Here is a 25,754-nt window from a genome sequence, read left to right as displayed (position 1 = left end):
GAAATTGGTGAATAATTCACTTTTAACAAGGAGGATATCGCTTGGCTGATGAACGTAAGGCGGCTTTAGATGCTGCATTAAAAAAAATCGAAAAGAATTTTGGTAAGGGTTCAATTATGCGTTTAGGGGAAAAGGCGGATACGCAGATCTCGACAATTCCGTCTGGTTCACTGGCATTGGATGAAGCTTTAGGTGTTGGTGGTTATCCACGGGGCAGAATTGTTGAGGTTTACGGCCCTGAAAGTTCAGGTAAGACAACCGTAGCGTTACACGCAGTTGCTGAAGTTCAGAAACGTGGGGGAACTGCGGCGTACATTGATGCTGAAAATGCAATGGATCCTAAGTATGCTGCAAATTTAGGGGTTAATATTGATGATCTATTACTTTCCCAACCGGATACCGGTGAACAAGGTTTAGAGATTGCGGACGCACTGGTTTCCAGTGGTGCGATTGATCTTGTTGTAGTGGATTCTGTAGCCGCCTTAGTACCACGAGCTGAAATTGAGGGTGAGATGGGCGATGCGCACGTGGGCTTGCAAGCACGTCTAATGTCGCAAGCACTGCGTAAGCTTTCGGGCACAATTAATAAGACAAAAACGATTGCCATTTTTATTAATCAGATTCGGGAAAAAGTTGGTATTATGTTTGGTAATCCCGAAACAACTCCTGGTGGCCGTGCTTTGAAGTTTTATTCGACCATTCGGCTGGAAGTTCGACGGGCGGAGCAAATTAAGAATGGTACTGACATAATCGGTAATCGAGTTAAGATTAAGGTTGTTAAAAACAAGGTTGCACCACCATTTAAGGTTGCGCTAGTCGACATTATGTATGGTGAAGGTATTTCCCAAACTGGTGAATTAGTTGATATGGCGGTTGAAAAAGATATTGTCGATAAAAGTGGATCTTGGTACTCTTATGGTGAGGATCGAATTGGTCAAGGACGTGAAAATGCTAAGCATTATTTAAGCGATCATCCCGAAGTTATGGCCGAAATCAAGCAAAAAGTTCGTGAAGCTTACGGAATTGCTGAAGCAAGTGAGACACCTACGGAAACAAAGGCGGATGCTAAAGCAACAAAAGCAACAAAAGCAAAAAATAAGGTAGAATCAAGTGCTAATGCAAAGTCGGAGGCCAAAACAGATGCAAGTGTTAAGGCCAAAATAAATGCAAAAACGTCAGATACAAAAGATCCTAGTCAATTAGATATCTAAAGGTAAGATCAGGAAGAAAAATGAGACAAAAGTCGGTTTTGGGGTTTACTGCATAGCTTAGTTAGACACGCGAATCCAGACTTTTGGCGCACGTTCTAGAGTAGCGCTCAGAAATAGTAAGAGGCGGGGATAAAAATCCTAGCCTTTTTATTTTGTAATAATGTTACTAAGTTTTAATAAAGTTGACATGACAGTAATTCAACTATAAAATAAAGGTTGTGTAAATAATCAAATAATAAACATCTTAAAATTTATATACGGTTAGCAATAATCGTTTTTGATGATGCGGAGGTGAAGATATGAGTCTATCTATCGCGATAATCCTCGCAGTCATCATGTTAGTTGTCGGTTTAATCTTAGGATACGTTCTACGTAAGCAGTTTCTTGAAAAACAATTAGATGCTGCACGTACAACTGCTGATAGCATCATCGCTGATGCCAAAAAAGAAGCTAAAACAAAGAAAAAAGAAGCTCTTTTAGAAGCAAAAGATGAAAATCATCGCTATCGGGCCGAGGTTGAAAATGAGTTAAAGGAGCGACGTGCTGACGTCACCAAGCAAGAAAATCGTTTAATTCAACGAGAAGAAACTATTGACCGCAAGGATGATACGCTTGATAAGAAAGAACGTTCTCTTGAAGATAAGGAGAATAAAATCAGTGCGCGACAACAACTCATTGATGAAAAGCAAAAGGAAGTATCCTCGTTAATCGAGAAGCAACAGACAGAGTTGGAACGGGTGGCTGCACTTTCTAAGGATGATGCTCGTAAGATATTAATGGATCAAATGAAGTCAGATTTATCTGATGAACGAGCAGTTATGATTAAGGAAAGTGAAGATAAGGCAAAGGAAGAAGCAGATCGTAAGGCTAAGAGTTTAATCGCTTATGCTATTCAGCGCAGTGCTGCAGATTCTGTTTCGGAGACAACTGTTTCAGTTGTTAATTTACCTAATGATGATATGAAAGGGCGCATTATCGGTCGTGAAGGGCGCAACATTCGAACGTTAGAAACCCTGACTGGTATTGACCTTATTATTGATGACACTCCAGAAGCCGTTGTTTTAAGTGGCTTCGATCCTGTTCGGCGCGAGATTGCTAGAATGGCACTTGAAAAGTTAATTCAGGATGGTCGGATTCATCCAGCTCGAATTGAAGAGATGGTTGAAAAGTCACGTAAAGAAATGGATGAACGAATTCGTCAGATTGGTGAAAAAGCCATTTTTGATATTGGAATTCACAGTATGCACCCAGATTTAATTAAGATCTTGGGTCGACTCCACTTCCGGACTAGTTACGGTCAGAATGTATTGGATCATTCGATTGAAGTTGCCAAGTTAGTTGGAGCACTTGCTGCAGAACTAGGCGAGGATGTTACATTAGCGAAACGCGCAGGATTATTACACGATATTGGTAAAGCTTTAGACCATGAAGTTGAAGGATCACACGTTGAAATTGGTGTTGAGATTGCTCGTAAATACCATGAAAATGAGGTCGTCGTTAATGCGATTGCTTCCCATCATGGGGACGTTGAACCAACATCTGTTATTGCTGTTTTAGTTGCAGCAGGTGATGCTATTTCGGCCGCCCGACCAGGCGCTCGTTCTGAATCGTTAGAAAATTACATCCATCGCCTTGAAAAATTAGAGGCAATTACAAATAGTTTTGATGGCGTTAAGAATAGTTACGCGATTCAGGCTGGACGTGAAGTTCGAGTTATGGTTAAGCCAGACGAAATTAGTGATTTAGACGCTGTTGTATTAGCTCGTGATATTCGTAAACAAATTGAAACTGAATTGGATTATCCTGGGCATATTAAAGTAACTGTAATTCGCGAAACAAGAACAATTGAATATGCTAAGTAGGGTTAGTAGGGGTAGTGACGAAAGTATTTTTGTCATGGCCCCTATTTTTTGAATAGTGCGGTTAAAATTTAAACTAGGATATTTTTATTTAGGTTCCGATCCAGTTCAGTGAATAGCAGCTATAAATATTTTTCTAAAATTATTAGTTATTACCAGTCGGCGATTGGCTTTTTAAAAAATTGGTAAAATTAATTAATAATTGGCATGCTGAGGTGGCATATTTAGTGACTCGCGTTAAGATTTTTGCATTTAGAAAAATAATTTGAAATTTGCCATATCCAGTCGGACTACCAACTTCACTTTATTTAAACGAATATTAACTAGTTTAAGCTTGTGCAAAAAAATAGCAATTTGTATAATGAAGCTCAGTAGGTAGTGTAATTAGAAAGCGAGCGTACTTTATGTTCAACATTTTCGTCAAACTATTTTTAACTGTATTTATCGCCGCAGTCTTGACGCCAATTGTTCGGCGGATTGCGATAAAAGTGGGTGCCGTAGATGACCCTAATGCTCGCCGGGTTAATAAAATTCCAATTCCAACGATTGGTGGATTAGCGATTTTTATAGCCTTTACATTTTCAACGTTTGTTTTGCTGCGTGAGCAATTTCCAACACCTATCCTTTACAGTATCTTTTTAGGTGAAGCAATTATTATTATCACGGGTTTGTTAGATGACATGATCGAGCTTTCGCCGTGGCAAAAACTGACGGGAATGCTATTAGCTGCTTTGGTTATTTATTACGTCGCCCAAATTCGGATTCTAACAATTAGTTTACCGTGGATTGGGAAAATAAATCTAGGTATTTGGGGATTACCGCTAACCATTTTATGGATTTTAGCAATTACTAACGCAATTAATTTAATTGATGGGCTTGATGGCCTGGCAACCGGAGTTTCGTTAATTGCGCTACTGACAATGGGCCTAATTGCCTATTTCTTTTTAAACGTTGATAATATTGATGTTCCAATTATGATCTTTGCTTTAGTGGCCAGTTTGATCGGTTTCTTACCATATAATTTCCATCCGGCAAGCATTTTTTTGGGTGATACCGGGTCCTTATTCATTGGTTTTATGATTTCAGTTCTATCATTGCAGGGTTTAAAAAACGCAACCGTAATTTCTGTTGTTATGCCAGTGCTTGTTTTAGGCGTTCCCATCACGGATACTTTTTACGCAATTGTTCGGCGGTTATTAAATCATCGACCGATTATGGAGGCCGATAAACATCATTTACACCACCGCTTGATGCAGATGGGCCTAACGCACCGGCAAACGGTTATTGCGATTTATGGAATTGCACTAATTTTTTCATTAATTGCATTATTGCTACCATTATCTAGTTTTTGGGGATCAATTGCGCTAACTGTAGCCGTGCTGATCAGTTTAGAGATTTTTGTCGAAGAAATTGGGTTGATTGGTCCCAAGCGACAACCATTACTAAATTTAATCCGTTATATAATCCATAATAAATAAAAAACGAACTGTATTTCCGCAGAGTTTTAAAGTGAGCCTCCAAGATTGGACAAAAGACCAATCTTGGGGGTTCACTTTATTTTTGTTGGAAAGAGAGTTCGTTTTTTATTGTTTGAAGGGGACTTCATGGTAACGTGTGTGGCCTAATTTAAACGCAACCTGACCGCTGAGTAGGTTAGTGATGGCCATTTTAGTGGTCTCCACTTGTTCACTAGCAATTAGGATGATTAGGCTAACGTTAACGGTGTAGGCGGTATCAGCGACGGTTATGTGATTAGCTTCAAGGTAGTGTTCTAGGGCACCTTGTTGCTTGTAAGCAATTTGTACCTGTAGTTCTTGCTGCAAGGTTCCCTGGACTAACCCAATTGCTGCAGTTGCTTCAGACACCGAATGACTGTACGCGCGAATTAAACCACCAGCGCCTAGTTTAATCCCTCCAAAATAACGGGTGGTTACGGCAAGTGTGTTTGTCAAATGTTGGCGTTGTAAAACATTGAGCATCGGTGCACCGGCAGTTCCAGATGGTTCCCCATCGTCACGGCTATGTTGAATATCATCATGATCACCTAATACATAGGCACTACAGTGATGATTGGCCTTGTAATGTTCTTTCTTTATTTGTGTGAGAATTGCGTCTGCTTCAGTAGAATCCTTTATTCTGGCTAAATAACAAATAAAGCGCGACTTCTTAATTTCAATTTCGTGGGTGCCATTATGAGCAATGGCAACGTAATTTTTTAACATTTTTATGACTCCTTAAACGTAATTTAATATTAGAGGGAGGACTGTTAATGAATTGTGAAGCGTTATTCGGTCGTTTAGAAATTGTTGACCAAACAACTAGCAAGACCTGGCAGGATCTTTTTCCGGGATTAATCGTTCAACCGGCGATGTCACTTACTAATACTGTCGTCACTTGCCGGCGCTGTCAAGCACGATACAGTAAAAAAAGTGTCCAGTTACCTAGTGGCACTTATTATTGTCCAACTTGTTTATTACTGGGCCGCGTTTGTTCTAATGAGTACCTAGTTAGCCTTCCGGAAAAAAATCATTTTACAGGGCCAACGGAATTAACTTGGCGAGGAACGCTAACGCCAGCCCAAACCGAGGCGGCAGAAATGATCAAACAAATTTTCAAGCAGCACCGACAGCATTTATTGTGGGCTGTCACTGGCGCTGGCAAGACGGAGATGTTGTTTCCAGGATTATTTGCCGCGCTTAGTCAAGGTAAACGGGTAGCAATTGCTTCGCCCCGAATTGATGTTTGTTTGGAGTTGTTACCCCGTTTACAACAGGCATTTGCACAAACAGAAATTATGTTACTGTATGGTGATCAACCTGAACCGTATCATTACACCCAATTTGTATTGTGCACTACGCATCAATTACTGCGCTTTTACCAGGCCTTTGATGTCTTGGTTATTGATGAGGTTGATGCCTTTCCTTTTGCGCAAGATCAACAATTACATTTCGCCGTTCAGCAGGCGCGCAAAACAATAAGTGCCTGTTTGTATTTAACGGCAACACCAGGACCGGCATTATTGCAACAAGTACGAAAAGGGGTGTTAGGCCTCAGCTATTTACCACGGCGTTATCACGGTCATCCGTTAGCGTTGCCGCACCGTCACTTAGCCCTCAATTGGTATAAACAGTTAAGGAAGGGCCGATTGCCTTCAGTATTAAACCGTCTATTAAAAGACAAGGTTCAACGGCAGCAGTCTTTTTTGTTATTTGTCCCAAAGATTGCACTTTTAAAGCCGTTGGCACAGCTGCTGAGCAATAATTTTGCCAACTTGAAATTCACTACTGTTTACGCGGCCGATCCAAAGCGGGCCGAGAAGGTACAGGCCATGCGGCAGGAAAAACTAACGGCGTTACTCACAACGACTATTCTAGAAAGAGGCGTCACCTTTAAAAATATTGAGGTGATCGTTTTGGGTAGTGACGATAGCGTGTTTACGACTAGTGCGTTAGTTCAGATGGCAGGGCGTGTTGGCCGCCACCGTGATTATCCAACTGGCCGCGTTGATTTTATTTGTGCTGGTTACAGTTGTGCGATGAAGCAAGCAACTAAACAAATCAAGCAGATCAATCAGAAAGCAGGTTTTTGATGCGCTGTCTATTGTGCCAACAATCTTTTATTCAATCACTGACCTTAGCCGATATAATCTATTTTAGGGTTCTAACAACTTCACCTATTTGTTTAAACTGTCATCGTAAATTTTTACAAATTGAGCCTGATTTGGCCTGTTCTGGTTGTGGTCGGTTGCAGACGCGGCAAGGTTTGTGTCAAGATTGTTTGACTTGGCAAAAAAAGTACCCACAGTTACTTCATAACCGAGCCCTATTTACTTATAATGACGCAATGCAGGAATTTTTTAAGCAGTATAAAACAAGTGGTGATTATCAATTGAGTAATTGTTTTACCAGTGTTTTGGGTCAATTTCTCAAAAAAATGCCAGCCGATGATTACGTGCCGATACCGACTGATACTAAAAGCTATCAAAGAAGGGGTTTTAACCCTGTTTGCGGTATTTTCGGCAAGGTTGTTCCCCTTTATGAATGCCTGAACAAACGTGAATTACCGGTTAAACAGGCACATAAAAATCGCAGTGAACGGCTGGCAACGGCGCAACCCTTCCAGGCTAATATGGATAAGTGTCGGCCACTTGCGGGAAAACAAATTATTTTGTTGGATGATGTTTACACAACGGGGCGAACCTTATTTCACGCTCGAGATTGTCTTTTAAGGGCAGTTCCTAGTCTAAAAATAACAACCGTGACCTTGGCCCGTTAACCTAAAACCGACTTTTGTCCTACTCCTTTTTCCAAACATGCCGTAGTTTTGTTTAGGTTAAACATTGTTAATTGCAGCGCTTTCCATTATAATCAGTATATAAGCAAGGCATCAAGGCTTTTCGGCTTTGATCCTGTTTGCCCAGCGCAAACTTGCAAGTGAAAGGGGAGAAATTCTATGCTTAACTATAATGTTCGTGGAGAAAATATCGAGGTAACTGGTGCTATTCGAGACTACGTTGAAAAACGTTTGGACAAGTTGAATAAGTATTTTCCAAGTTCAGCTGATTCGCAGGCCCACGTTAACTTGAAAGTCTATCCCGATAAAACCGCTAAGGTCGAGGTCACAATTCCGTTACCTTATCTGACCTTGCGTGCAGAAGAAACTTCACCAAATTTGTATGCGAGCGTTGATCTTGTCACAGATAAGCTTGAACGTCAAATCCGAAAATATAAGACAAAGGTTAATCGTAAGTCCCGTGAAAAAGGGCTTAAGGATTTCAACCTAGCAAATTCTGATGAAGCGGCTGAGGATTCCTCCGATAATGCGGATGACAAACTTGATATTGTAAGAACGAAGCGTGTTTCGTTAAAACCAATGGATAGTGAAGAAGCAGTTTTGCAGATGAACATGTTAGGACACAATTTCTTTATTTTTGAAGATGCTGAAACAAATGGTACAAGTATTGTTTATAAGCGGCGTGATGGCCGTTATGGTCTGATTGAAACTGATGAACAATAAGTTGTTGGCATTCAAAAACGGAGTAGGAGAAATCCTGCTCCGTTTTTGTGCTGGTTGATTATTAATCTTTCGCAAGTAAAGCTATTTTCAAGCATCAATTTTCATGCTAAACTAGTAAGAGTATCTTTTTTGATTTATAAAGTTAACATTTGTCATACATGACAAGAAGGGACTTTACAATGGCAAATATTTTAAAGAACTGGGTCGAAAGCGATAAGCGTGAAGTCAAACGAATGGGCAAAATCGCCGATAAAGTTGAGGCCTTAGCGGATCAAATGGCCGCCTTATCAGATGATGATTTAAAGGCCGAAACTCCAAAATTAAAAGAACAATTAAAAAATGGTAAAACCATAGATGATATTTTACCCGAAGCATTTGCAACGGCCCGCGAAGCCGCGAAGCGTGTCTTAGGTTTGTACCCGTTCCGGGTTCAAATTATTGGTGGGATTACGTTACACGAAGGTAATATAGCTGAAATGAAAACTGGTGAAGGTAAAACTTTAACGGCAACGATGCCAGTTTATTTAAACGCATTAGCGGGTAAGGGAGTCCACGTTGTAACGGTTAATGAGTATTTATCTGGCCGTGACGCTAAGGAAATGGGCGAATTATATAATTGGCTCGGTTTATCAGTTGGTTTAAATTTAAATTCATTAAGCTCAGAAGAAAAACGGGCCGCTTATGGAGCCGACATTACTTATTCGACTAATAGTGAACTTGGTTTTGATTATTTACGAGATAACATGGTGGTTTATAAAGAGCAAATGGTTCAACGACCGCTTAACTTTGCGATTGTCGATGAAGTTGATTCAATTTTAATTGATGAATCCAGAACACCATTAATTATTTCTGGACAGGCCGAAAAATCCGCTGGCTTGTATATTCGTTCTGATCGTTTTGCTAAAACGCTTAAAGAAGACGATGACTATAAGATTGATTTACAGACGAAAACGGTCAGTTTAACCGAACAAGGTATTCAAAAGGCTGAGAAAAATTTTGGCCTAGATAATTTGTATGATGCAGATAATATGGCACTTAATCATTATTTAGATTCTGCCTTACGCGCAAATTATATTATGTTGAACGATATTGATTATGTTGTTCAAGATGGTAAAGTTATGATCGTTGATTCGTTTACTGGTCGTGTAATGGAAGGTCGGCGTTATTCTGACGGCTTGCATCAAGCAATTGAGGCCAAAGAAGGCGTTGAAATTCAAGATGAGTCTAAGACAATGGCCAACATTACCTACCAAAACTTTTTCCGGATGTATAGCAAACTATCTGGGATGACCGGGACGGCTAAAACAGAACAAGAAGAATTTCGTGAAATTTACAGTATGGAAGTTATCACAATTCCAACTAACCGACCAATTGCTCGGATTGATCAACCTGATTTACTTTACCCGACGCTGTCAAGCAAGTTTAATGCGGTTGTTGAGGACATTAAGCAGCGGCACGAAAAAGGTCAGCCAATGTTAATTGGGACGGTTGCCGTTGAAACGTCAGAACGTTTATCACGAATGTTAGATCAAGAGCACATCTCCCACGCCGTTTTAAATGCCAAGAATCATTTAAAAGAAGCCGAGATTATTATGAATGCCGGCCAACGTGGCTCGGTTACAATTGCCACTAATATGGCTGGTCGAGGAACAGATATCAAGTTGGGACCTGGTGTTAAAGAATTAGGTGGTTTGTGTGTTATTGGGACAGAACGGCATGAATCGCGACGGATTGATAATCAGTTGCGTGGTCGTTCTGGTCGGCAAGGTGATCCTGGTGAAACGCAATTTTATTTATCACTAGAAGATACGTTAATGCGCCGCTTTGGTTCTGATCGAATTAAGACGTTATTAGAACGGATGAAGGTTAGTGATGATGATGCGGTTATTCAAAGTCGGATGATTACACGACAAGTCGAATCCGCACAAAAACGGGTCGAAGGTAATAACTACGATACCCGTAAAAATACGTTACAGTATGATGACGTTATGCGTGAACAGCGTGAAGTAATCTATGGACAGCGGATGCAAGTTATTAATGAAGATGATTCATTAAAGTACGTCTTGGTGCCAATGTTTGAACGAACCATCAAGCGGATTGTTGAATCGCATACCCAAGGTGAAACTGACAAGTGGGATTTACAAGCAATTTACGATTTTGCCGTGAACGCAATGGTGGCTGAAGATACGATTAGTATGGAAGATTTAACTGGTAAAACAAGTGATGAAATTAGTGATTACTTGTTGGATCGTGCCAATAAAAGTTATGCTGAAAAAGAAAAACAATTATATGATCCTGCACAAATGTTAGAATTTCAAAAAGTTGTTATTTTGCGGGTTGTTGATTCGCATTGGACGGACCATATTGACGCCATGGATCAATTGCGGCAAGCTATTGGGCTACGAGGCTATGGGCAGATGAATCCATTAGTAGAATATCAATCTGAGGGCTATCGAATGTTTGAAGAGATGATTGCGGATATTGATTATGATGTGACGCGCTTATTTATGAAAGCAGAAATTCGCCAGAATATTAAACGTTAGCTTTAAGGGGAGTGGGTTAAAAGTCGGTTTTGGATTAGCTGTAGTTAGGCACGTGAACCCAGACTTTTGGCGCACGCTCTAGAGTAACGTTTGGAAACAATAAGAGGCTAGGGACTTTTGTCCCAGCCTCTTTCGCTGGAGGCACAAAATGGAATTAAGTGAAGGTAAGAAAATATTAGCGGGAATTAAAGCTAAATTGGCTAATTTTAGGGGGTCGCTTTGACCTCGACGCGCTAAACGAAAGTATCGGCGAAAATGAGGCACAGATGGCGGAGCCCGGTTTCTGGGATAATCAACAGGCCGCTCAAAAAGTGATTGATGAAACTAACCAATTGAAATCTAAATTTGATTCTTTTCACGATTTAGAGGCCGGTTACGAAGATTTAAGTGTTTTGGCTGAATTGTTAAGTGAAGAAGATGACGCCCAAATAGCCGCGGAATTTGAAACTAATTTAGGTAAGTTACAGGCCAAAATGCAGCAGTATGAATTAAGCCTACTTTTGAATGGTCCCTACGATAGTCATAATGCAATTTTAGAAATTCATCCAGGCGCCGGGGGAACGGAATCACAAGATTGGGGCGAGATGCTACTGCGGATGTATACACGCTGGGCCGAAAAACACTTGTTTTCAGTTGAGACCGTTGATTATCAAGCAGGTGATGACGCTGGAATTAAAAGTGTGACGTTACTCATCAAGGGGCATAATGCCTATGGTTACTTGCGTTCAGAGCGTGGTGTACACCGATTGGTTCGCATCTCACCATTTGATTCGGCCGGCCGCCGGCATACGTCATTCGCATCCGTTGATGTAATGCCTGAATTAGATGAAACAGTTAATATTGAAATTAACAGTGATGATTTACGCGTTGATGTTTATCGAGCCAGTGGCGCTGGCGGCCAGCACGTTAATAAGACGTCCTCCGCGGTTCGTTTAACCCACTTGCCAACCGGAATAGTTGTTGCAAGCCAAGCAGAACGATCACAGTTATTAAATCGACAGACTGCTATGAACATGCTACGGGCTAAGCTGTATCAGCGTGAATTAGAAGCCAAGGAAAAACAAAAGGCTGAAATTCAGGGTGAACAAGCTGATATTGGTTGGGGCTCACAAATCCGTTCTTACGTTTTTCAACCCTATACAATGATTAAGGATCATCGCACTAATTATGAAACTGGTAACGGTCAGGCAGTTTTAGATGGCGACTTGGATCCATTTATAAATGCTTATTTGCAGTTACAATTGCAGGGAGAAAATCCCAGTTAGTAGCTCGGCAAACATTGATGGAATGTTGTCCATTAGCACCTGGTATTTAGAAATAGAACTCAGTGTTACAACGGCAATTTTTGTTGTTGGGCTGAGTTCTATTTTTATGGTCAATCGTTCAGTCCAAACCCAATCTGATAGTAGGTGGCCTGAAACTAATTTTGGCACAAGAATGGGTATTGTCTAAAAATGCCAGCTTTCTTTTCAAACGCTGGCAATGTTATACTGACATTAACTTAAAAAGTGGGGTGTCGGTGAAATATGCAGATTGTTTCGGTTATTATGAGCTTACTTTGGCAACCTTTGTTATGGCTTGGTTTACTCAGTGGCTTTTTAGTGAGTTACTTACGGATAACAAAGGAACGAAGCTTATTTAGAATAGCGGTCGATAACCATTATCATGAGTTCCGTCATTTTTTCACTTGGGGTGTTCCATTTGGAATTGGCTTATCAATAGTTAGCTTACTGATTGGGTTTAGATTACCATTAATTTGGGTACAGCTTTATGAATTAATTGCCGGTCTGGTTTTATTGTTAAGTATTTGGCGGTTTGTACCACTTCTAGGGTTATTAGTCACCAGCTTAATCGTTATGCTGGTGGCCCCAGATGTATCTTCTCAGTTAGTGCCCAACGTACTCGTACTTTCGGGGGCAGCTGCTTTATTTACCGCGTTGTTAATCCACCGTTTAGGTGCGCAGACAGTTTCACCACGAATTCGTAAAAGTTCCCGTGGACGGCGGACTGGCTTTTTCCGATTACGGCAATTAGCGTTTGTACCACTAGTTATGCTAGTCCCAGTAAAAGGGGTAACCACTAGTGCTTGGCCAACCTTCCAATTTGGGGGTGGGCCTTACAGTTTGTTTATTTTACCGCTCTTTTTGGGCTTTTTACTAACGGTTAAGCACCAGCAAATTATGCTGGCTGTTAAACAAACGACGCAGTGGTATTTAATCGAAGGTGGCCTACTATTGATTCTTGGAATTTTGGGCCAATTCTTGACTAATTTGACTAATTTATTTTTAATTTTGGCAATTTGTCTAGAAATTGGCGGTCATATTTGGCGATACTTTTCGGCACGTTCTGGTTCAATTCATTATACCGAACCATTTGTGGGGATTAGTGTTTTAGGTATCCAGCCAGGCACACCAGCGGCCAAAATGGACTTGATTAAAGGCGATACAATCTTGGACTGTAACCATATTGCAATTAATGATGAGGATTCTTTCTACCGTGCTCTAATGACTAATCCAACGTATTGTCACTTGCGGATTAAGACGATTACTGGTGATATTAAAATTACTGAAACGGCAATCTTTGCTGATTCACCACATGAAGTTGGGGTCATTACATTTCCGAAAAAAGGTGTTTAGGATGCAACGAGTATTAGTTGTTGATGATGAACCTGCGATTGTTACGTTACTAGCCTATAATCTAAAAAAGGCTGATTACGCGGTTACAACCGCTACAGATGGTGTTACTGCTCTAAAGTTAGCGTCAGAACAACAATATGACTTTATTTTGTTAGATTTGATGTTGCCAGAATTGGACGGCATGGAAGTTACTAAGCGGTTACGCCAAGAAAAAATTCAAACGCCAATTATTATTTTGACGGCTAAAGATGACGAATTAGATAAGATTATTGGTTTGGAGTTAGGGGCCGATGATTATTTAACCAAACCGTTTAGTCCCCGAGAAGTTTTAGCACGTATGAAGGCAATCAATCGGCGTTTAAATCAACAGGCGGAAGCACAACAAGTGATTAAAATTGGTGAATTAGTTATTGACCCAGATAATTATACAGTTAGTCGAGGCGGGGTATCATTAAATTTGACGCCGCGTGAATACCAACTGCTCATCTATTTTGCGAAGCGGCAACACCGGGTACTTAGCCGCGAACACTTACTTAATGGTGTTTGGGGGTATGACTATGCTGGTCAAACGCGAATGGTTGATATTCAAATCAGCCATTTACGAGATAAAATTGAAATTGATCCTAAAACACCTAAGTATTTAGTCACGGTTCGTGGGTTTGGTTATAAATTGGAGGAGCCGCAGGATGAAACAAATTAGGCACTTAGGCGAATTGATATTAGGGGTGATTATTGTTGGTGTAACAATGATCATTCTTTTTTTAAACCAAAGTTATTTAGCTAGTCAAAAAAGGGACCTTAGTGATAAGGCCCAATTATTTCAGGGGCAAACGTTGACCCAAATGATGGCTCAGGCTAAACAAACTAATTGTCAGGTGCTGGTTTTCAACCGAAAAAATCAGTTGGTAACTTCTGCGGCCGGCGTCACTGCCAGAGAGGCACTTCCGGCCGTTTTACGTTACCAAACGACTGGTAAAAAGCAGGCCGTTGTTCAGACACGTCAACAAGATCGGCTGGCCTATTTGATGACTAAGCGCGATCAAACAATTTTATTATTACAACCAAAACAGAATTTGTGGGAACCGTTTTGGCCACATGCTGCTTATATAATTGGGGTCACGTTGGGTATGATTGGCCTAATTATTTTAGTGTTATTGGGTCATCATTTGGCCGTAGAACGGTCACTTAAACGCTTAAAACAACAATTACAACAAATCAGACATTCAGAAAAAATGGCACCGGCATTGCTCAAGCCAACGGATCGTTATTTTGACCTGGAACAACAAATTGTTCAGGTTAATGATGTTGTTGGCCAGGCAAAACGACAGGAATTGAAAAGGCAAACCGATTTCAATCAATTATTAATTCAATTGGCAGTTGGTGTTTTGCTTCTTGACCGTACTGGGCTAGTCGTGAACAGTAATCCGGCCAGTGCACAATTGCTGGAGACCAAGATCATTTCCCGGCCGCACCCGTACGTTAATGACATTCAGGATTACCACTTGAGTCGTTTAATAAAGCGTGCTTTGCGGGACCGAGAAACCCAGCACCAGGAAGTTACTTTAACCTTAACTAAGGAACAAATCGTAGACGTTCACGTTGTTTGGCTGACCGCAGATCGACTGGCAGTTTTGTTATATGACGTTACAGAAATTAAACAAATTCAGCAGATGCAACTAGATTTTGTTAGTAATGTGTCCCATGAATTAAAAACGCCAGTAACTGCGATTACTGGCTTCACTGAAACTTTATTAGCGGGCGCACAAAATGACCCGAAAGATCGGCAGGCGTTCCTACAAATTATTGCGACGGAAAGCCAACGTCTAACTAGTTTAATTCAAGATATTATTGCGTTGGCACGTGGTGAGCAACGACAACCTAAGTTGACTACATTTGACGTTCCAAATTTAATCGAGCAGTTGTTACCGGCGCTACAACCACAAATAGCTGCGAAAAAGATTCAACTTAAATTAGATTTAATGGCCGCACCGACTTTAAAAACGGACGCCAATCAATTTGAACAGATCGTTAAAAATTTGCTGGTTAACGCGATTAATTACAATCGTATTGGAGGACAAATTACGTTGACAAGTCGTTTAATTTCTGCTGGTTGGCAGCTTAAAGTTTGCGATACCGGGGTCGGCATTGCTAGCGCTGATCAGGCACGTGTTTTTGAACGTTTCTACCGGGTTGATAAAACACGTAGTCGGGATACCGGTGGCACTGGCCTAGGCTTAGCAATTGTTGCGGCGTTGGTCACCGGCCTAAGTGGCACAATTAAGCTACAAAGCCAGCTTGGTGTCGGTAGTTGCTTTACAGTTGTACTACCAAATGAAGAAGCCGGTTCAGAATGATTAAGTTTTGGATTTTTCACAAAGGTATTTTATTTTAGGCTTATTAGTTTAGTGTAAACGTCTTCTAAAAGTGGAAACTGCGGGTTATCCGTAATGTTATAACTTCAACATTACGGATAACCCGCAGTTTTGTTTTTTTGGAAGGCGTTTATTTTTTTGAATAAAATCGAAACCAAAGTTTATTTAGTCACAGGCATTTTTCTTGCTTTTACCTGTCCAGATAAGGTCCAATTAAGCTGGAAGATAAATACCAATTTACACAACCTTTACATTAGAAGTGTTTTATTTTTACGTCCATTGGCTAAACTATAAAATGGATAGGGGGGGTAATTGTGAAGAAAAAGATCTTGACTGCCGCGGCGCTTTTAATCAGTCTCGTTGGTTTGACGGCCTGTCAGAAGCAATCAAGTGGTGAATCAATCACTGCCGTTGGTTCTTCCGCCTTGCAGCCGTTGGTTGAGGCGGCTGGTGAACAGTACAGTAACGATCATTTAGGTAAGTTTATTAATGTTCAAGGTGGTGGCTCTGGGACTGGGCTCAGCCAAATTCAGGCTGGAGCAGTTGATATTGGTAATTCTGATGTCCATGCTGAGGAACAAAATGGTGTTGATGCAAAAAAATTAGTTGATCATCGTGTTGCAGTTGTAGGAATCACCCCTGTTGTTAACAAAAAAGTTGGTGTCACCAATTTAAGCTTTGCCCAGTTAAAAGCAATTTTTACGGGGCAGGTTACTAATTGGCAGCAACTTGGCGGTGCTGACCTACCAATTGTTTTAGTTAATCGTGCTGCTGGTAGTGGCACACGAGTTACCTTTGAAAAATGGGTTTTGCAAGGAAGTCAGGCCAAGCAGGCGCAAGAACAAGATTCAACGGGAATGGTACGGCAAATAGTGGCCGCAACCCCTGGTGCAATCAGTTACCTTGCATTTTCTTACGTGGATAAGTCAATTGCTGCGGTTAAAATTAATCACGTTGCCCCAACGGATGAAAATGTTTTAACGAATAAATGGAAAATTTGGTCTTACGAACATATGTATACAAAAGGGAAACCAACGGGCCTAACTAAAGATTTTATTGCTTACGTTTTGAGTCCTAAAATTCAAGAAAAAGTGTTACCACGTTTAGGTTATATTTCAATTTCACAAATGAAGGTTGAACGGGATGTATCGGGTCACGTTACAAGGAGGTCATAAGATGGATCCAATTCGCGAAAGTTTATTAAAAAAATCGCGCCAAAGTAAAGTTGAACGTTTGGGCAAGTTAGTGAGCTTCTGCTGTATTACTTTAATTGTGCTTATTGTTTTAGCTATTTTTTACTTTGTGGCTTCCCGGGGACTGGCAACCTTTTTTCACGATAAAGTTAATCTAATTGATTTTTTAACTAAGGATGTCTGGAATCCAAGCGTAAAAGATGCTCGTGGATTACCTGAGGTTGGTGCGTTACCAATGATTGTGGGTTCCTTTTTTGTGACGATTTTGTCTGCCTTAGTGGCAACACCCTTTGCAGTTGGTGGGGCCATCTTTATGACCGAGATTTCACCGCGGCGTGGGATGCAAATTCTGAAACCAGTGACTGAATTATTAGTTGGGATTCCATCAGTTGTTTACGGCTTTATTGGTTTATCGGTAGTTGTTCCTTTCGTGCGTGGAATCTTTGGTGGTACTGGCTTTGGTATTTTAGCGGGAACCTTTGTCTTGTTTGTCATGATCTTACCTACCGTAACTTCCATGAGCGTTGACGCACTGCAAGCAGTACCACGTTATTACCGTGAAGCATCGTTAGCCTTAGGTGCAACCCGTTGGCAAACCATTTATAAGGTTGTTTTACGAAGTGCAACCCCGGGTATCTTAACGGCAATTGTTTTCGGCATGGCCCGGGCATTTGGGGAGGCTTTGGCCGTCCAAATGGTTATTGGTAACGCGGCCTTGATGCCGCATAATTTGGTTTCACCGGCCTCAACTTTGACAAGTGTACTAACGATGGGTATTGGTAATACAATTATGGGCTCACTCCAAAATAACGTTCTCTGGTCACTGGCCTTATTATTACTATTAATGTCCCTGGTCTTTAATCTGCTTATTCGCTTCATTGGTCGGAAGGGGGCGTTAAAGAAATGAACGTCAGACGACAAGATAAAATCGCAACAGTTGTCCTTTACCTAATTTCCGGAACAATTATTTTAATTTTGGCCGCCCTACTACTTTATATTTTGGCCGCTGGCTTACCCCACGTTTCTTGGCATTTTTTAACTTCCCCAGCCCGCGCGTTTGAGGCCGGCGGTGGTATTGGTATTCAGTTGTTTAATTCGTTATACTTACTTGTTTTAGCAATGTTAATTTCAATGCCGGTTTCCTTGGGTGCAGGTATTTATTTGTCAGAATACGCTAAGAAAAATTGGCGCACAACTTTTGTTCAAACGGCAATTGAAATTCTTAGTTCGTTACCATCAGTCGTTGTTGGTCTGTTTGGTTTCTTGATTTTTGTTGTTCAGTTTAAGTTTGGTTTTTCAATCCTGTCGGGGGCACTGGCACTGACGTTCTTTAACTTACCACTACTGACGCGAAATGTAGAAGAATCATTAGCTAGCGTTCAGGGTAGTCAGCGTGAAGCGGGTTTAGCACTAGGGCTATCCCGCTTTGAAACGGTGACGCGGGTTATCGTCCCTGAAGCATTACCAGGTATTACCACGGGAATGATTCTTGGAGCTGGGCGTGTTTTTGGTGAGGCGGCGGCCTTGATCTACACCGCAGGACAAAGCGCACCGGCACTTGATTTTAGCAATTGGAATCCGTTTTACATTGCTAGTCCCTTAAATCCATTGCGACCTGCCGAAACACTGGCCGTTCACATTTGGAAAATTAATTCAGAAGGGATTATGCCTGATGTTGCGGCGGTTTCGGCTGGAGCCTCTGCGGTATTGGTGATTGTAGTCTTACTTTTTAATCTCAGTGCACGTTGGTTTGGAAAATGGTTATTTAAGAAAATGACCGGAGGCGATTAAGCATGCAAAAATACGATGTAACCAAAACCGCGATTAAAACTTTTTCGCAACCAGAACACGAGATTGCCTTACAGACCAATGATTTACACGTTTATTATGGTGATCATGAGCAGATTAAGGGTGTTGCCTTACAGTTTGAACGGTATAAGATTTCGGCAATCATTGGTCCTTCTGGTTCAGGAAAATCAACATACTTACGGGCGCTAAACCGAATGAATGATGAGATTCAATCTGCGAAAGTTACTGGTTCAATTATGTACCGTGATTTGGATGTGAATTCTCCGCAGGTTGACGTTTATGAAATGCGCAAACACATTGGAATGGTATTTCAACGACCGAATCCATTTGCAAAATCGATTTATGATAACATTGCTTTTGCTTTGCGGCGTCATGGAACAAAGAAGAAAGCGGCATTAGACGAAATAGTAGAAAAAACATTACAGCAGGCAGGCCTTTGGAAAGAGGTTAAGGATAGTCTATCTAAAAGTGCCTTGGCCCTTTCTGGTGGGCAGCAGCAACGCCTATGTATTGCGCGAGCGTTAGCTTTGAAACCGGATATCTTATTACTTGATGAGCCTGCTAGTGCCCTTGATCCAATTTCCACCAGTGTTGTGGAAGATACCCTAACGCAATTAAAAAAGGATTACACGCTAATCGTTGTGACCCATAATATGCAACAGGCCGCCCGAATTAGCGACTATACCGCGTTCTTTTATGACGGTTACGCTTTGGAATATGGTGCGACAAATCAAATCTTTACGCAGCCAGAGCTTAAGGCAACTAATGATTATATTTCGGGACATTTTGGTTAATTTAAGTACCACATAAGGTGTCTAAAATGGAGGGGTGTAGTTAATGGCCACTATTATTGAAACCAACGACACACATTTATACTACGGAAAAAAAGAGGCACTAAAGGGAATTAGTATGGCTTTTACTGCCAATGAGATTACGGCATTAATTGGCCCCTCTGGTTGTGGTAAATCAACACTGCTCAGAACATTGAATCGAATGAATGATTTGATTCCTAACGTTACGATAACTGGAAAAATCACCTTAAACGGGCAGGATATTTACGCGCCGGAAATGGATATAGTAGAATTAAGAAAAGAAGTTGGAATGGTTTTTCAGCAGCCAAATCCATTTCCTTTCTCGGTTTACGATAATGTTGTTTACGGGTTACGTTTGGCCGGTATTCGTGATAAAAGACAGTTGGATGAGGCCGTTGAAACAAGTTTAAAGGCGGCTTCGGTCTGGGAAGAGACAAAGGATGTTTTACATCAAAGTGCTCTGGCTTTATCTGGTGGCCAACAGCAACGTGTTTGTATTGCCAGAGTTTTGGCCGTTAAGCCGGACGTTATTTTACTTGATGAGCCGACCAGTGCCTTAGATCCAATTTCGAGTTCAAAAATTGAAACCATGTTACTGACTTTGAAAAAGGACTATTCAATTATTTTAGTAACGCATAATATGCAACAGGCCGGCCGAATATCGGACCGAACGGCGTTCTTTTTAGATGGCCGCTTAGTTGAATATACCAACACAACAAAATTTTTCACAAATCCAAGTAAACAAGAAAGTGAAGATTATATTTCTGGTCGTTTTGGTTAAAAATAGGATTGCAGCAAAATGGTCGGTCGTTAATATCGTCTAGAGGAACAGTTTCACGTTTAAATAAAAATGGACCTTAAAAATTGAGGAGGAGTCAATAATGCGCGAAATTTTTGGCAGCGAGTTACAAGAGCTACACACGCGTTTTTCCGAAATGGGAATGATGGTTAATGAAGCAATCTACAATGCTGTTAAGGCCTTTGTCGACCATGATCGTGAATTGGCACAAAATGTAATAAACAATGATAATCAAATTAATGCACGGGAAGTTGATCTTGAACAACGAAGCTTTGAAATGATTGCTTTACAGCAGCCGGTAACCTCTGATCTACGAATGATTGTGACGATTATGAAGGCAAGTAGTGATTTGGAACGAATGGGTGACCATGCCGTTAGTATTGCACGGTCGACAATTCGTGTAAAAGGTAATCCCCGTGTTCCAGAAATTGAAGCAGATATTGCAAAGATGGCGCGTTTTGTTGAGAAAATGGTGGCCGCTATTTTGGACGTCTACGTTAAAACGGATGCTAAAAAGGCAAAAAAGATTGCCGGTCAGGATAAGAAAGTAAACCAGGCCTTTCAGGATATCTACACGGATTGCATTAAACAAATGCAGCAATCACCAGAAACTGTTGTTGGCAGTTCTGACTACATGATGGTGGCCAGTTATTTAGAACGAATTGGTGATTACGTGACTAACTTGAGTGAATGGATCATTTATTTAAAGACCAATAAGATTGTTGAATTAAATAACAACGATAATGAAAGAATGTAGTGTAAACGGTGAAACAAATTGGTGTCAACCAAATTGTTTCACCGTTTTTATTAGCACAAGTGTTTGCCGGTGTTTTAGACCAACTGCTTAGCATAAAATCCAACTTAGGCCCTATGTTTTTTGGAACGGTTCAAGCGATAATAGACTCATAGCAAAAAGAAGTCATGCTTAAGGAGGCTATTAGCCATGAATGAACGTGAACGAATTTTAGACCTAGTAAAAAAAGGAATCATCTCAACTGACGAAGCTTTGAGCTTATTAGAAAATAGCGCCAAAGATAAAAGTACCGCAGAGCAACAGGCGACAACGAAGGTAACACCAGAGAAATCAACTGAGGAACAAACAACAGATAAAAAAGATGAGCAGGAACAAGATGAATTAGCCAATGAGGTTGAAGAACTTCAAACTAAGACACAACAAATTAATGAACAACTAACCCAGAATGCTCGTGATTTAAAGACCCAGCAAGAACACTTGCAGGTTCTGAACACAATGGAAGATTTAGAAACACTATCCACCGAAAAAGTTCAGGATCGGGATGAAACAAAAGAAAAGATTGGCCAATTAGAAAGCAAGCAGGCTAATTTAAGCGATGAAAAGCGCCACTTACAACACGAACTTGCTGCAAAACGTCACGAACAACGTGATAAAATTAAAAATCACCTGGCCGATAAGCTTAATTTAGGTGACGAATGGCGGGACAACGCAACGGACACTTTAAACCAAGTGGGCGAAAAAGTTGGTGAGGCCGGCAGTCAGTTTGGTCAGTTCATTAAGGGCACGGCGCAAACGATTATGGATAACGTTGACTGGAAAGACGTTAACATTAAGGTGCCTGGTATTGCGACAACAAAATTTGAACATGAATTTAATTACGCCGACACAACCGCCTCAATCTTAGATGTTAAGGTTGCTAACGGGGACGTTAAGCTGAAGACCTGGGACGGTACTGACATTAAGGTTAGTGTTAGTGGTAAGTTGTACGGTAAGATGGCAGATGTTAGTCCGTTAGAGAATTTCTTACAGCGGAGCGAGATTGCTATCGATGCAGATGTTTTCACCTTTAAAGTGCCAAATAAGCGAATTCAGGCCAATCTAACCTTCTACCTACCTAAGCGGACCTACGATCACACCACAATTAAATTATTAAATGGTGATGTTGATCTAACCGATTTTGAGGGTGAAGATTTATATATTAAGAGCACCAATGGCCAGATGACATTTACCGGCGTTAATGCCTCAATGCTTGAAGTTGAGGGGGTTAATGGTAATATTAAGGTAAATGGTGGTCGTTTAATTGATGCCTTATTAAATACAATTAACGGTGAGGTTAAATTCATGAGTAACGCTGAGTCAGTAGAATTAACCACTGTTAATGGTGAAGTTAAGGCCACTGTCAATGAAACAACGTTAACTAAGTTGGTTGCCAGCTCTGTTAATGGTAACGTCAAAATTGCCTTGCCAGAAGATCTGGCAGTTACGGGCCAAACCAAGTCACGTTTTGGTGCAATCAAGTCACGCTTAAGCGAAGTCACGGTAACTAATGAACGGCATAATACCGGTAATTCAGTTTACGATTTCGAACGTGACCTTAGTACACCACCGGCAAAGTTAACTTTAAGTACAACTTCAGGGAATATTTTGTTAAAGAACACTAAAGCGTAGTTTAGATGATTAAGGAGTGTAAATGATGCAGGCAAAAAGATTAGTAAAATCAAACAACCGGATTCTAAGTGGCGTTTTAGGAGGCATTGCGGACTATTTCAATTTAGATAAGACATTGGTTCGCTTGATTTATGCTGCTGCGGGGCTACTCACGGGCGTTGTGCCTGCTGTTGTTATTTACCTCATTTTAGCGCTTGTCATGGCTGATGATCAGACCTCAAAGCAGACAACGACTAATCAAAGCCATGATGATGATTGGAGTGATTTCTAATGATGTTTTTACTATTACTATTATTGGGCGCAATGATGCTCTTCTTTAGTCCAGCAATTGCACTTGTTTTATTGTTGGTCTTGTTGCTTTGGTTGCCGTTACGATTTTTAGCCGTTCCAATTTTATTAATCGTTATGTTCCATTTAGTAACAAAGAAGAATCATCATAATTATCATCATCGCCACTATAATTGGCGGCAAAGTAATTACCGCACGCAACCACATTCGGCTAACCGGGAACGTAAGGCGGCCCGAGATGTTAAAGTAGAAGACGACGACTGGAGTGATTTTTAATGGGTTTTTGGCAGCGAATTTTAGTGAATGCCATTATCTTTTTGGCAATTGCTGGCTTTTTCCCCAACGCCCTTTTTGTTTCTAGTATTTGGATGGCCATTGGTGCTAGTTTAGTTCTGGGGATTTTGAATGCCTTGGTTAAACCTATCCTGACATTTCTTTCGCTACCCATCACATTACTAACATTGGGTCTATTCAGTATTATCATCAACGCAATTATGTTGCGCCTAACTGCCTTTTTCGTTGGCAGTGGCTTTGCTTTCAGCAGCTTTAGTTCAGCAATACTAGTTGCGATTGTTATTTCACTAGTTAATATGATCATTAGTAGTCATTTTGGTCGGGCAGCATAACTAAAAAAATAGGTAGTTGAGACAAAATATATTTTTGTCCCGGCTACCTATTTTTTTGATTATTAGGGGGACGTTTAGGCTAAATTAGTTAAAAAGATTCTGAACAGAAGTTGTTTTTGAATGCGATTACTTTTGACATAACGTCTTTTAGTTTGTATGTTGAACCTAGTAAGTACAGTCTTTGAATAGTAATTCATTAGAAAAGCAGTGCAGGGACCATGTGGCAATGTTAAAATAAAGAATATTGTTGTTTAATTACTTTTTATGATAGGAGCAATTGTAATGGTTGAAAGTGTTAAAGTTAGCGAGCTTGTTGACCGTGCTAAACTCAAGGTTTACGCGGGCCAAGAATTTTTAGAGCAGCGCGGCATTACGGTCAGTGATATTTCCCGGCCAGGCTTAGAATTAACCGGTTATTTTAATTATTATCCCCACGAACGAATTCAATTGTTTGGTCGAACTGAGATTTCTTTTTTAAAAAAAATGACGCCTGAAGAGCGATTAATGATTTTTAGAAAAATGGCTGCTAAGGATACGCCGGCGTTTGTTGTCTCCCGTTCATTACCGGCACCAGATGAATTGTGTCAGGCAGCAGGAGACGCCAAAATCCCGGTATTGGGATCAAAACTTGCGACGACGCGCTTATCAAGCCTAATGACCGATTATTTAGATGGGCGCCTAGCTGAACGGCGGTCAATTCATGGTGTTTTGGTAGATATTTACGGAATTGGCGTATTAATTACTGGCGATTCAGGAGTTGGTAAAAGTGAAACTGCTTTGGAACTAGTTAAGCGGGGCCACCGTCTAATCGCTGATGATCGCGTTGAAGTTTATGAACAGGATGAACAAACTTTAGTTGGCGAAGCACCGGCCATCTTACGCCATCTGCTTGAAATTCGTGGAATTGGTATTATTGATGTCATGAATTTATTTGGTGCGGGGGCAGTTCGTAGTGATACACCAATTCAACTAGTTGTTCATTTGGAGACTTGGACGCCCGAAAAGAATTTTGATCGGTTAGGTAACGGTGAAGAAGCAATGCAAATCTTTGACGTTACGCTACCACGGGTTACGATTCCGGTTAAAACTGGGCGTAATTTGGCAATTATTATTGAAGTTGCGGCGATGAATTTCCGAGCTCGAGCAATGGGTTATGATGCAACCAAGACGTTTGAATCTAATTTGAATCAGCTCATTCAAAAAAATTCTGCAGTTGACGAAGCAGCAGATGCAACGCCAAATACACCAACAACTAAACCAAGTGGTGATGTTAGTTCAAAACCGAAAACGGATGAAACAAAGAAGGGTGGTGCTGACGCCTAATGTTGGTAGCCGCGTTAAATCCTATCGCTTTAAAATTTGGACCATTTGAGATTCATTGGTATGGCGTGATTATTGCAACTGGTGTAGTTTTGGCCGTTGTGTTAGCAATGCGTGAGGCCGATCGCCGCCAAGTCTCTTCAGACGATCTATTTAATCTTATTTTATGGTCCTTGCCTTTTGCTTTAATTGGGGCCCGGCTTTATTATGTCCTTTTTGAATGGCCGTATTATGCTGCTCATCCTGGTGAAATCATTGCGATTTGGCACGGAGGAATGGCAATTTATGGTAGTTTAATTGCAGCGGCGATCGTTTTTTACGTGTTTTGTCGACGGCATCAGTTGCCGGTTTGGTTAGTGCTGGATATTGCCGCACCAACCGTTATTTTAGGGCAAGGTATTGGTCGCTGGGGAAACTTTATGAATCAAGAGGCCTTTGGTGCACAGACATCACTTACCTTTTTGCAGGGATTGCACTTACCTAATTTCATTATCCAACAGATGTTTATTAACAGGGCCTACCGCCAGCCCACTTTCTTGTATGAATCAGTTTGGGACTTGCTTGGTTTCGTTGTGATTATGAGCTTACGCCATCGTAAAGGACTATTTAAGCAGGGCGAGGTTTTCCTGCTTTATGTTAGTTGGTATGCGTTTGGCCGTTTCTTTATTGAAGGAATGCGAACGGATAGTTTAATGCTCTTTAATCTGCTTCGAGTTTCACAACTGCTTTCACTGATTTTCTTTATTGGTGCAATTGGTTTATGGATTTGGCGCCGCTACAATGACCCACTACTGGTTGATTATTTGGCTGGCAATCAAAAAAAGTAAACGGTTTAAGAAGGAGTTTTT

General features: G+C 40.9%; 24 protein-coding genes. 23 read left to right on the top strand and 1 reads right to left on the bottom strand.

The window, feature by feature from the left end; genetic code table 11:
• The first annotated feature begins 41 nt into the window (after window positions 1-41).
• The 3 genes from recA to AYR53_RS11475 all read left to right on the top strand — a co-directional run bounded on the left by recA (window position 42) and on the right by AYR53_RS11475 (window position 4,548).
• A complete protein-coding gene (recA, locus tag AYR53_RS11485) occupies window positions 42-1,211 on the top strand; it encodes a recombinase RecA (RefSeq protein WP_068225330.1) in 1,170 nt (389 codons plus the stop codon).
• A 299-nt stretch (window positions 1,212-1,510) separates the two neighbouring features.
• Window positions 1,511-3,073, top strand: a complete 1,563-nt coding sequence (rny, locus tag AYR53_RS11480; RefSeq protein WP_068225329.1) for a ribonuclease Y — start codon at window positions 1,511-1,513, stop codon at window positions 3,071-3,073.
• A 401-nt stretch (window positions 3,074-3,474) separates the two neighbouring features.
• On the top strand, window positions 3,475-4,548 hold the full coding sequence (locus AYR53_RS11475) for a glycosyltransferase family 4 protein (RefSeq protein ID WP_068225328.1): 1,074 nt from the start codon (window positions 3,475-3,477) through the stop codon (window positions 4,546-4,548).
• A 105-nt stretch (window positions 4,549-4,653) separates the two neighbouring features.
• On the opposite strand, the gene AYR53_RS11470 is transcribed toward AYR53_RS11475, so the two are convergent.
• Window positions 4,654-5,292 (bottom strand): YigZ family protein, encoded by a 639-nt coding sequence (locus tag AYR53_RS11470; protein WP_068225327.1) that lies wholly within the window; start codon window positions 5,290-5,292, stop codon window positions 4,654-4,656.
• 47 nt (window positions 5,293-5,339) lie between these two features.
• Here AYR53_RS11470 and AYR53_RS11465 point away from each other — a divergent pair, with 47 nt between their 5' ends.
• The 20 genes from AYR53_RS11465 to lgt all read left to right on the top strand — a co-directional run bounded on the left by AYR53_RS11465 (window position 5,340) and on the right by lgt (window position 25,733).
• Window positions 5,340-6,659 carry an ATP-dependent helicase ComFA gene (locus AYR53_RS11465; RefSeq protein ID WP_068225326.1) on the top strand — a complete coding sequence of 440 codons (1,320 nt, stop codon included), beginning with the start codon at window positions 5,340-5,342 and terminating at the stop codon, window positions 6,657-6,659.
• 155 nt (window positions 6,660-6,814) lie between these two features.
• Window positions 6,815-7,345: a ComF family protein gene (locus AYR53_RS11460; RefSeq protein WP_239691379.1), complete on the top strand. Its 531-nt coding sequence runs from the start codon at window positions 6,815-6,817 to the stop codon at window positions 7,343-7,345.
• A 177-nt stretch (window positions 7,346-7,522) separates the two neighbouring features.
• Window positions 7,523-8,086, top strand: a complete 564-nt coding sequence (hpf, locus tag AYR53_RS11455) for a ribosome hibernation-promoting factor, HPF/YfiA family (protein ID WP_068280260.1) — start codon at window positions 7,523-7,525, stop codon at window positions 8,084-8,086.
• Between the two features lie 179 nt (window positions 8,087-8,265).
• Window positions 8,266-10,629, top strand: a complete 2,364-nt coding sequence (gene secA, locus AYR53_RS11450; RefSeq protein ID WP_068225323.1) for a preprotein translocase subunit SecA — start codon at window positions 8,266-8,268, stop codon at window positions 10,627-10,629.
• Window positions 10,630-10,777: 148 nt separating this feature from the next.
• Window positions 10,778-11,894, top strand: a protein-coding gene (gene prfB, locus AYR53_RS11445) for a peptide chain release factor 2 (RefSeq protein WP_178378318.1) whose coding sequence is annotated in 2 segments (ribosomal slippage) — window positions 10,778-10,849 and window positions 10,851-11,894 — 1,116 coding nt in all. Because the reading frame shifts where the segments join, the coding sequence is not laid out codon by codon here.
• Between the two features lie 261 nt (window positions 11,895-12,155).
• Entirely contained in the window at window positions 12,156-13,265 is a 1,110-nt protein-coding gene (locus tag AYR53_RS11440) for a PDZ domain-containing protein (protein WP_068225321.1), read from the top strand.
• Window position 13,266: 1 nt separating this feature from the next.
• On the top strand, window positions 13,267-13,965 hold the full coding sequence (locus AYR53_RS11435; protein WP_068225320.1) for a response regulator transcription factor: 699 nt from the start codon (window positions 13,267-13,269) through the stop codon (window positions 13,963-13,965).
• Window positions 13,952-15,619 carry a two-component system histidine kinase PnpS gene (gene pnpS, locus AYR53_RS11430; RefSeq protein ID WP_068225319.1) on the top strand — a complete coding sequence of 556 codons (1,668 nt, stop codon included), beginning with the start codon at window positions 13,952-13,954 and terminating at the stop codon, window positions 15,617-15,619. Before AYR53_RS11435 ends, pnpS begins: the two co-directional genes overlap by 14 nt.
• A 332-nt stretch (window positions 15,620-15,951) precedes the next feature.
• Window positions 15,952-16,812 carry a phosphate ABC transporter substrate-binding protein PstS family protein gene (locus AYR53_RS11425; RefSeq protein WP_068225318.1) on the top strand — a complete coding sequence of 287 codons (861 nt, stop codon included), beginning with the start codon at window positions 15,952-15,954 and terminating at the stop codon, window positions 16,810-16,812.
• Window position 16,813: 1 nt separating this feature from the next.
• The gene (gene pstC, locus AYR53_RS11420) at window positions 16,814-17,737 is read left to right on the top strand and encodes a phosphate ABC transporter permease subunit PstC (RefSeq protein ID WP_068280263.1); all 924 of its coding nucleotides are present in this window, start codon (window positions 16,814-16,816) and stop codon (window positions 17,735-17,737) included.
• The gene (pstA, locus tag AYR53_RS11415) at window positions 17,734-18,621 is read left to right on the top strand and encodes a phosphate ABC transporter permease PstA (protein ID WP_068225316.1); all 888 of its coding nucleotides are present in this window, start codon (window positions 17,734-17,736) and stop codon (window positions 18,619-18,621) included. The genes pstC and pstA overlap by 4 nt, the downstream gene beginning before the upstream one ends.
• Window positions 18,622-18,623: 2 nt before the next feature.
• Window positions 18,624-19,433, top strand: a complete 810-nt coding sequence (gene pstB / locus AYR53_RS11410; RefSeq protein WP_068280265.1) for a phosphate ABC transporter ATP-binding protein PstB — start codon at window positions 18,624-18,626, stop codon at window positions 19,431-19,433.
• Between the two features lie 43 nt (window positions 19,434-19,476).
• Window positions 19,477-20,232: a phosphate ABC transporter ATP-binding protein PstB gene (pstB, locus tag AYR53_RS11405; protein ID WP_068225314.1), complete on the top strand. Its 756-nt coding sequence runs from the start codon at window positions 19,477-19,479 to the stop codon at window positions 20,230-20,232.
• Window positions 20,233-20,332: 100 nt separating this feature from the next.
• Window positions 20,333-21,007 carry a phosphate signaling complex protein PhoU gene (gene phoU, locus AYR53_RS11400; RefSeq protein WP_068280269.1) on the top strand — a complete coding sequence of 225 codons (675 nt, stop codon included), beginning with the start codon at window positions 20,333-20,335 and terminating at the stop codon, window positions 21,005-21,007.
• A 186-nt stretch (window positions 21,008-21,193) separates the two neighbouring features.
• A complete protein-coding gene (gene liaX, locus AYR53_RS11395; RefSeq protein WP_068225312.1) occupies window positions 21,194-22,672 on the top strand; it encodes a daptomycin-sensing surface protein LiaX in 1,479 nt (492 codons plus the stop codon).
• A 25-nt stretch (window positions 22,673-22,697) separates the two neighbouring features.
• On the top strand, window positions 22,698-22,943 hold the full coding sequence (locus AYR53_RS11390) for a PspC domain-containing protein (RefSeq protein ID WP_068225311.1): 246 nt from the start codon (window positions 22,698-22,700) through the stop codon (window positions 22,941-22,943).
• A complete protein-coding gene (locus tag AYR53_RS11385) occupies window positions 22,943-23,236 on the top strand; it encodes a hypothetical protein (RefSeq protein WP_082918514.1) in 294 nt (97 codons plus the stop codon). Before AYR53_RS11390 ends, AYR53_RS11385 begins: the two co-directional genes overlap by 1 nt.
• Window positions 23,236-23,586: a phage holin family protein gene (locus AYR53_RS11380; protein ID WP_068225310.1), complete on the top strand. Its 351-nt coding sequence runs from the start codon at window positions 23,236-23,238 to the stop codon at window positions 23,584-23,586. Before AYR53_RS11385 ends, AYR53_RS11380 begins: the two co-directional genes overlap by 1 nt.
• A 282-nt stretch (window positions 23,587-23,868) precedes the next feature.
• Window positions 23,869-24,909, top strand: a complete 1,041-nt coding sequence (hprK, locus tag AYR53_RS11375) for an HPr(Ser) kinase/phosphatase (RefSeq protein WP_082918513.1) — start codon at window positions 23,869-23,871, stop codon at window positions 24,907-24,909.
• Window positions 24,909-25,733 carry a prolipoprotein diacylglyceryl transferase gene (lgt, locus tag AYR53_RS11370; RefSeq protein WP_068225309.1) on the top strand — a complete coding sequence of 275 codons (825 nt, stop codon included), beginning with the start codon at window positions 24,909-24,911 and terminating at the stop codon, window positions 25,731-25,733. Before hprK ends, lgt begins: the two co-directional genes overlap by 1 nt.
• Window positions 25,734-25,754 lie beyond the last annotated feature (21 nt).

Source organism: Loigolactobacillus backii, assembly GCF_001663675.1.
In the GTDB taxonomy this organism is placed as follows: domain Bacteria; phylum Bacillota; class Bacilli; order Lactobacillales; family Lactobacillaceae; genus Loigolactobacillus; species Loigolactobacillus backii.
The sequence above is the reverse complement of the archived record's forward strand: the minus strand, read 5'-3'. Positions and strand labels throughout refer to the sequence as shown.

What these genes read in the sequence shown, in the direction of transcription:
- rny (WP_068225329.1), top strand. Translation starts at nt 1,511, where the DNA reads ATGAGTCTATCTATCGCGATAATCCTCGCAGTCATCATGTTAGTTGTC.
- AYR53_RS11475 (WP_068225328.1), top strand. Translation starts at nt 3,475, where the DNA reads ATGTTCAACATTTTCGTCAAACTATTTTTAACTGTATTTATCGCCGCA.
- AYR53_RS11470 (WP_068225327.1), bottom strand. Translation starts at nt 5,292, where the DNA reads ATGTTAAAAAATTACGTTGCCATTGCTCATAATGGCACCCACGAAATT.
- AYR53_RS11465 (WP_068225326.1), top strand. Translation starts at nt 5,340, where the DNA reads ATGAATTGTGAAGCGTTATTCGGTCGTTTAGAAATTGTTGACCAAACA.
- hpf (WP_068280260.1), top strand. Translation starts at nt 7,523, where the DNA reads ATGCTTAACTATAATGTTCGTGGAGAAAATATCGAGGTAACTGGTGCT.
- secA (WP_068225323.1), top strand. Translation starts at nt 8,266, where the DNA reads ATGGCAAATATTTTAAAGAACTGGGTCGAAAGCGATAAGCGTGAAGTC.
- AYR53_RS11440 (WP_068225321.1), top strand. Translation starts at nt 12,156, where the DNA reads ATGCAGATTGTTTCGGTTATTATGAGCTTACTTTGGCAACCTTTGTTA.
- AYR53_RS11435 (WP_068225320.1), top strand. Translation starts at nt 13,267, where the DNA reads ATGCAACGAGTATTAGTTGTTGATGATGAACCTGCGATTGTTACGTTA.
- pnpS (WP_068225319.1), top strand. Translation starts at nt 13,952, where the DNA reads ATGAAACAAATTAGGCACTTAGGCGAATTGATATTAGGGGTGATTATT.
- pstC (WP_068280263.1), top strand. Translation starts at nt 16,814, where the DNA reads ATGGATCCAATTCGCGAAAGTTTATTAAAAAAATCGCGCCAAAGTAAA.
- pstA (WP_068225316.1), top strand. Translation starts at nt 17,734, where the DNA reads ATGAACGTCAGACGACAAGATAAAATCGCAACAGTTGTCCTTTACCTA.
- pstB (WP_068280265.1), top strand. Translation starts at nt 18,624, where the DNA reads ATGCAAAAATACGATGTAACCAAAACCGCGATTAAAACTTTTTCGCAA.
- pstB (WP_068225314.1), top strand. Translation starts at nt 19,477, where the DNA reads ATGGCCACTATTATTGAAACCAACGACACACATTTATACTACGGAAAA.
- phoU (WP_068280269.1), top strand. Translation starts at nt 20,333, where the DNA reads ATGCGCGAAATTTTTGGCAGCGAGTTACAAGAGCTACACACGCGTTTT.
- liaX (WP_068225312.1), top strand. Translation starts at nt 21,194, where the DNA reads ATGAATGAACGTGAACGAATTTTAGACCTAGTAAAAAAAGGAATCATC.
- AYR53_RS11390 (WP_068225311.1), top strand. Translation starts at nt 22,698, where the DNA reads ATGCAGGCAAAAAGATTAGTAAAATCAAACAACCGGATTCTAAGTGGC.
- AYR53_RS11385 (WP_082918514.1), top strand. Translation starts at nt 22,943, where the DNA reads ATGATGTTTTTACTATTACTATTATTGGGCGCAATGATGCTCTTCTTT.
- AYR53_RS11380 (WP_068225310.1), top strand. Translation starts at nt 23,236, where the DNA reads ATGGGTTTTTGGCAGCGAATTTTAGTGAATGCCATTATCTTTTTGGCA.
- hprK (WP_082918513.1), top strand. Translation starts at nt 23,869, where the DNA reads ATGGTTGAAAGTGTTAAAGTTAGCGAGCTTGTTGACCGTGCTAAACTC.
- lgt (WP_068225309.1), top strand. Translation starts at nt 24,909, where the DNA reads ATGTTGGTAGCCGCGTTAAATCCTATCGCTTTAAAATTTGGACCATTT.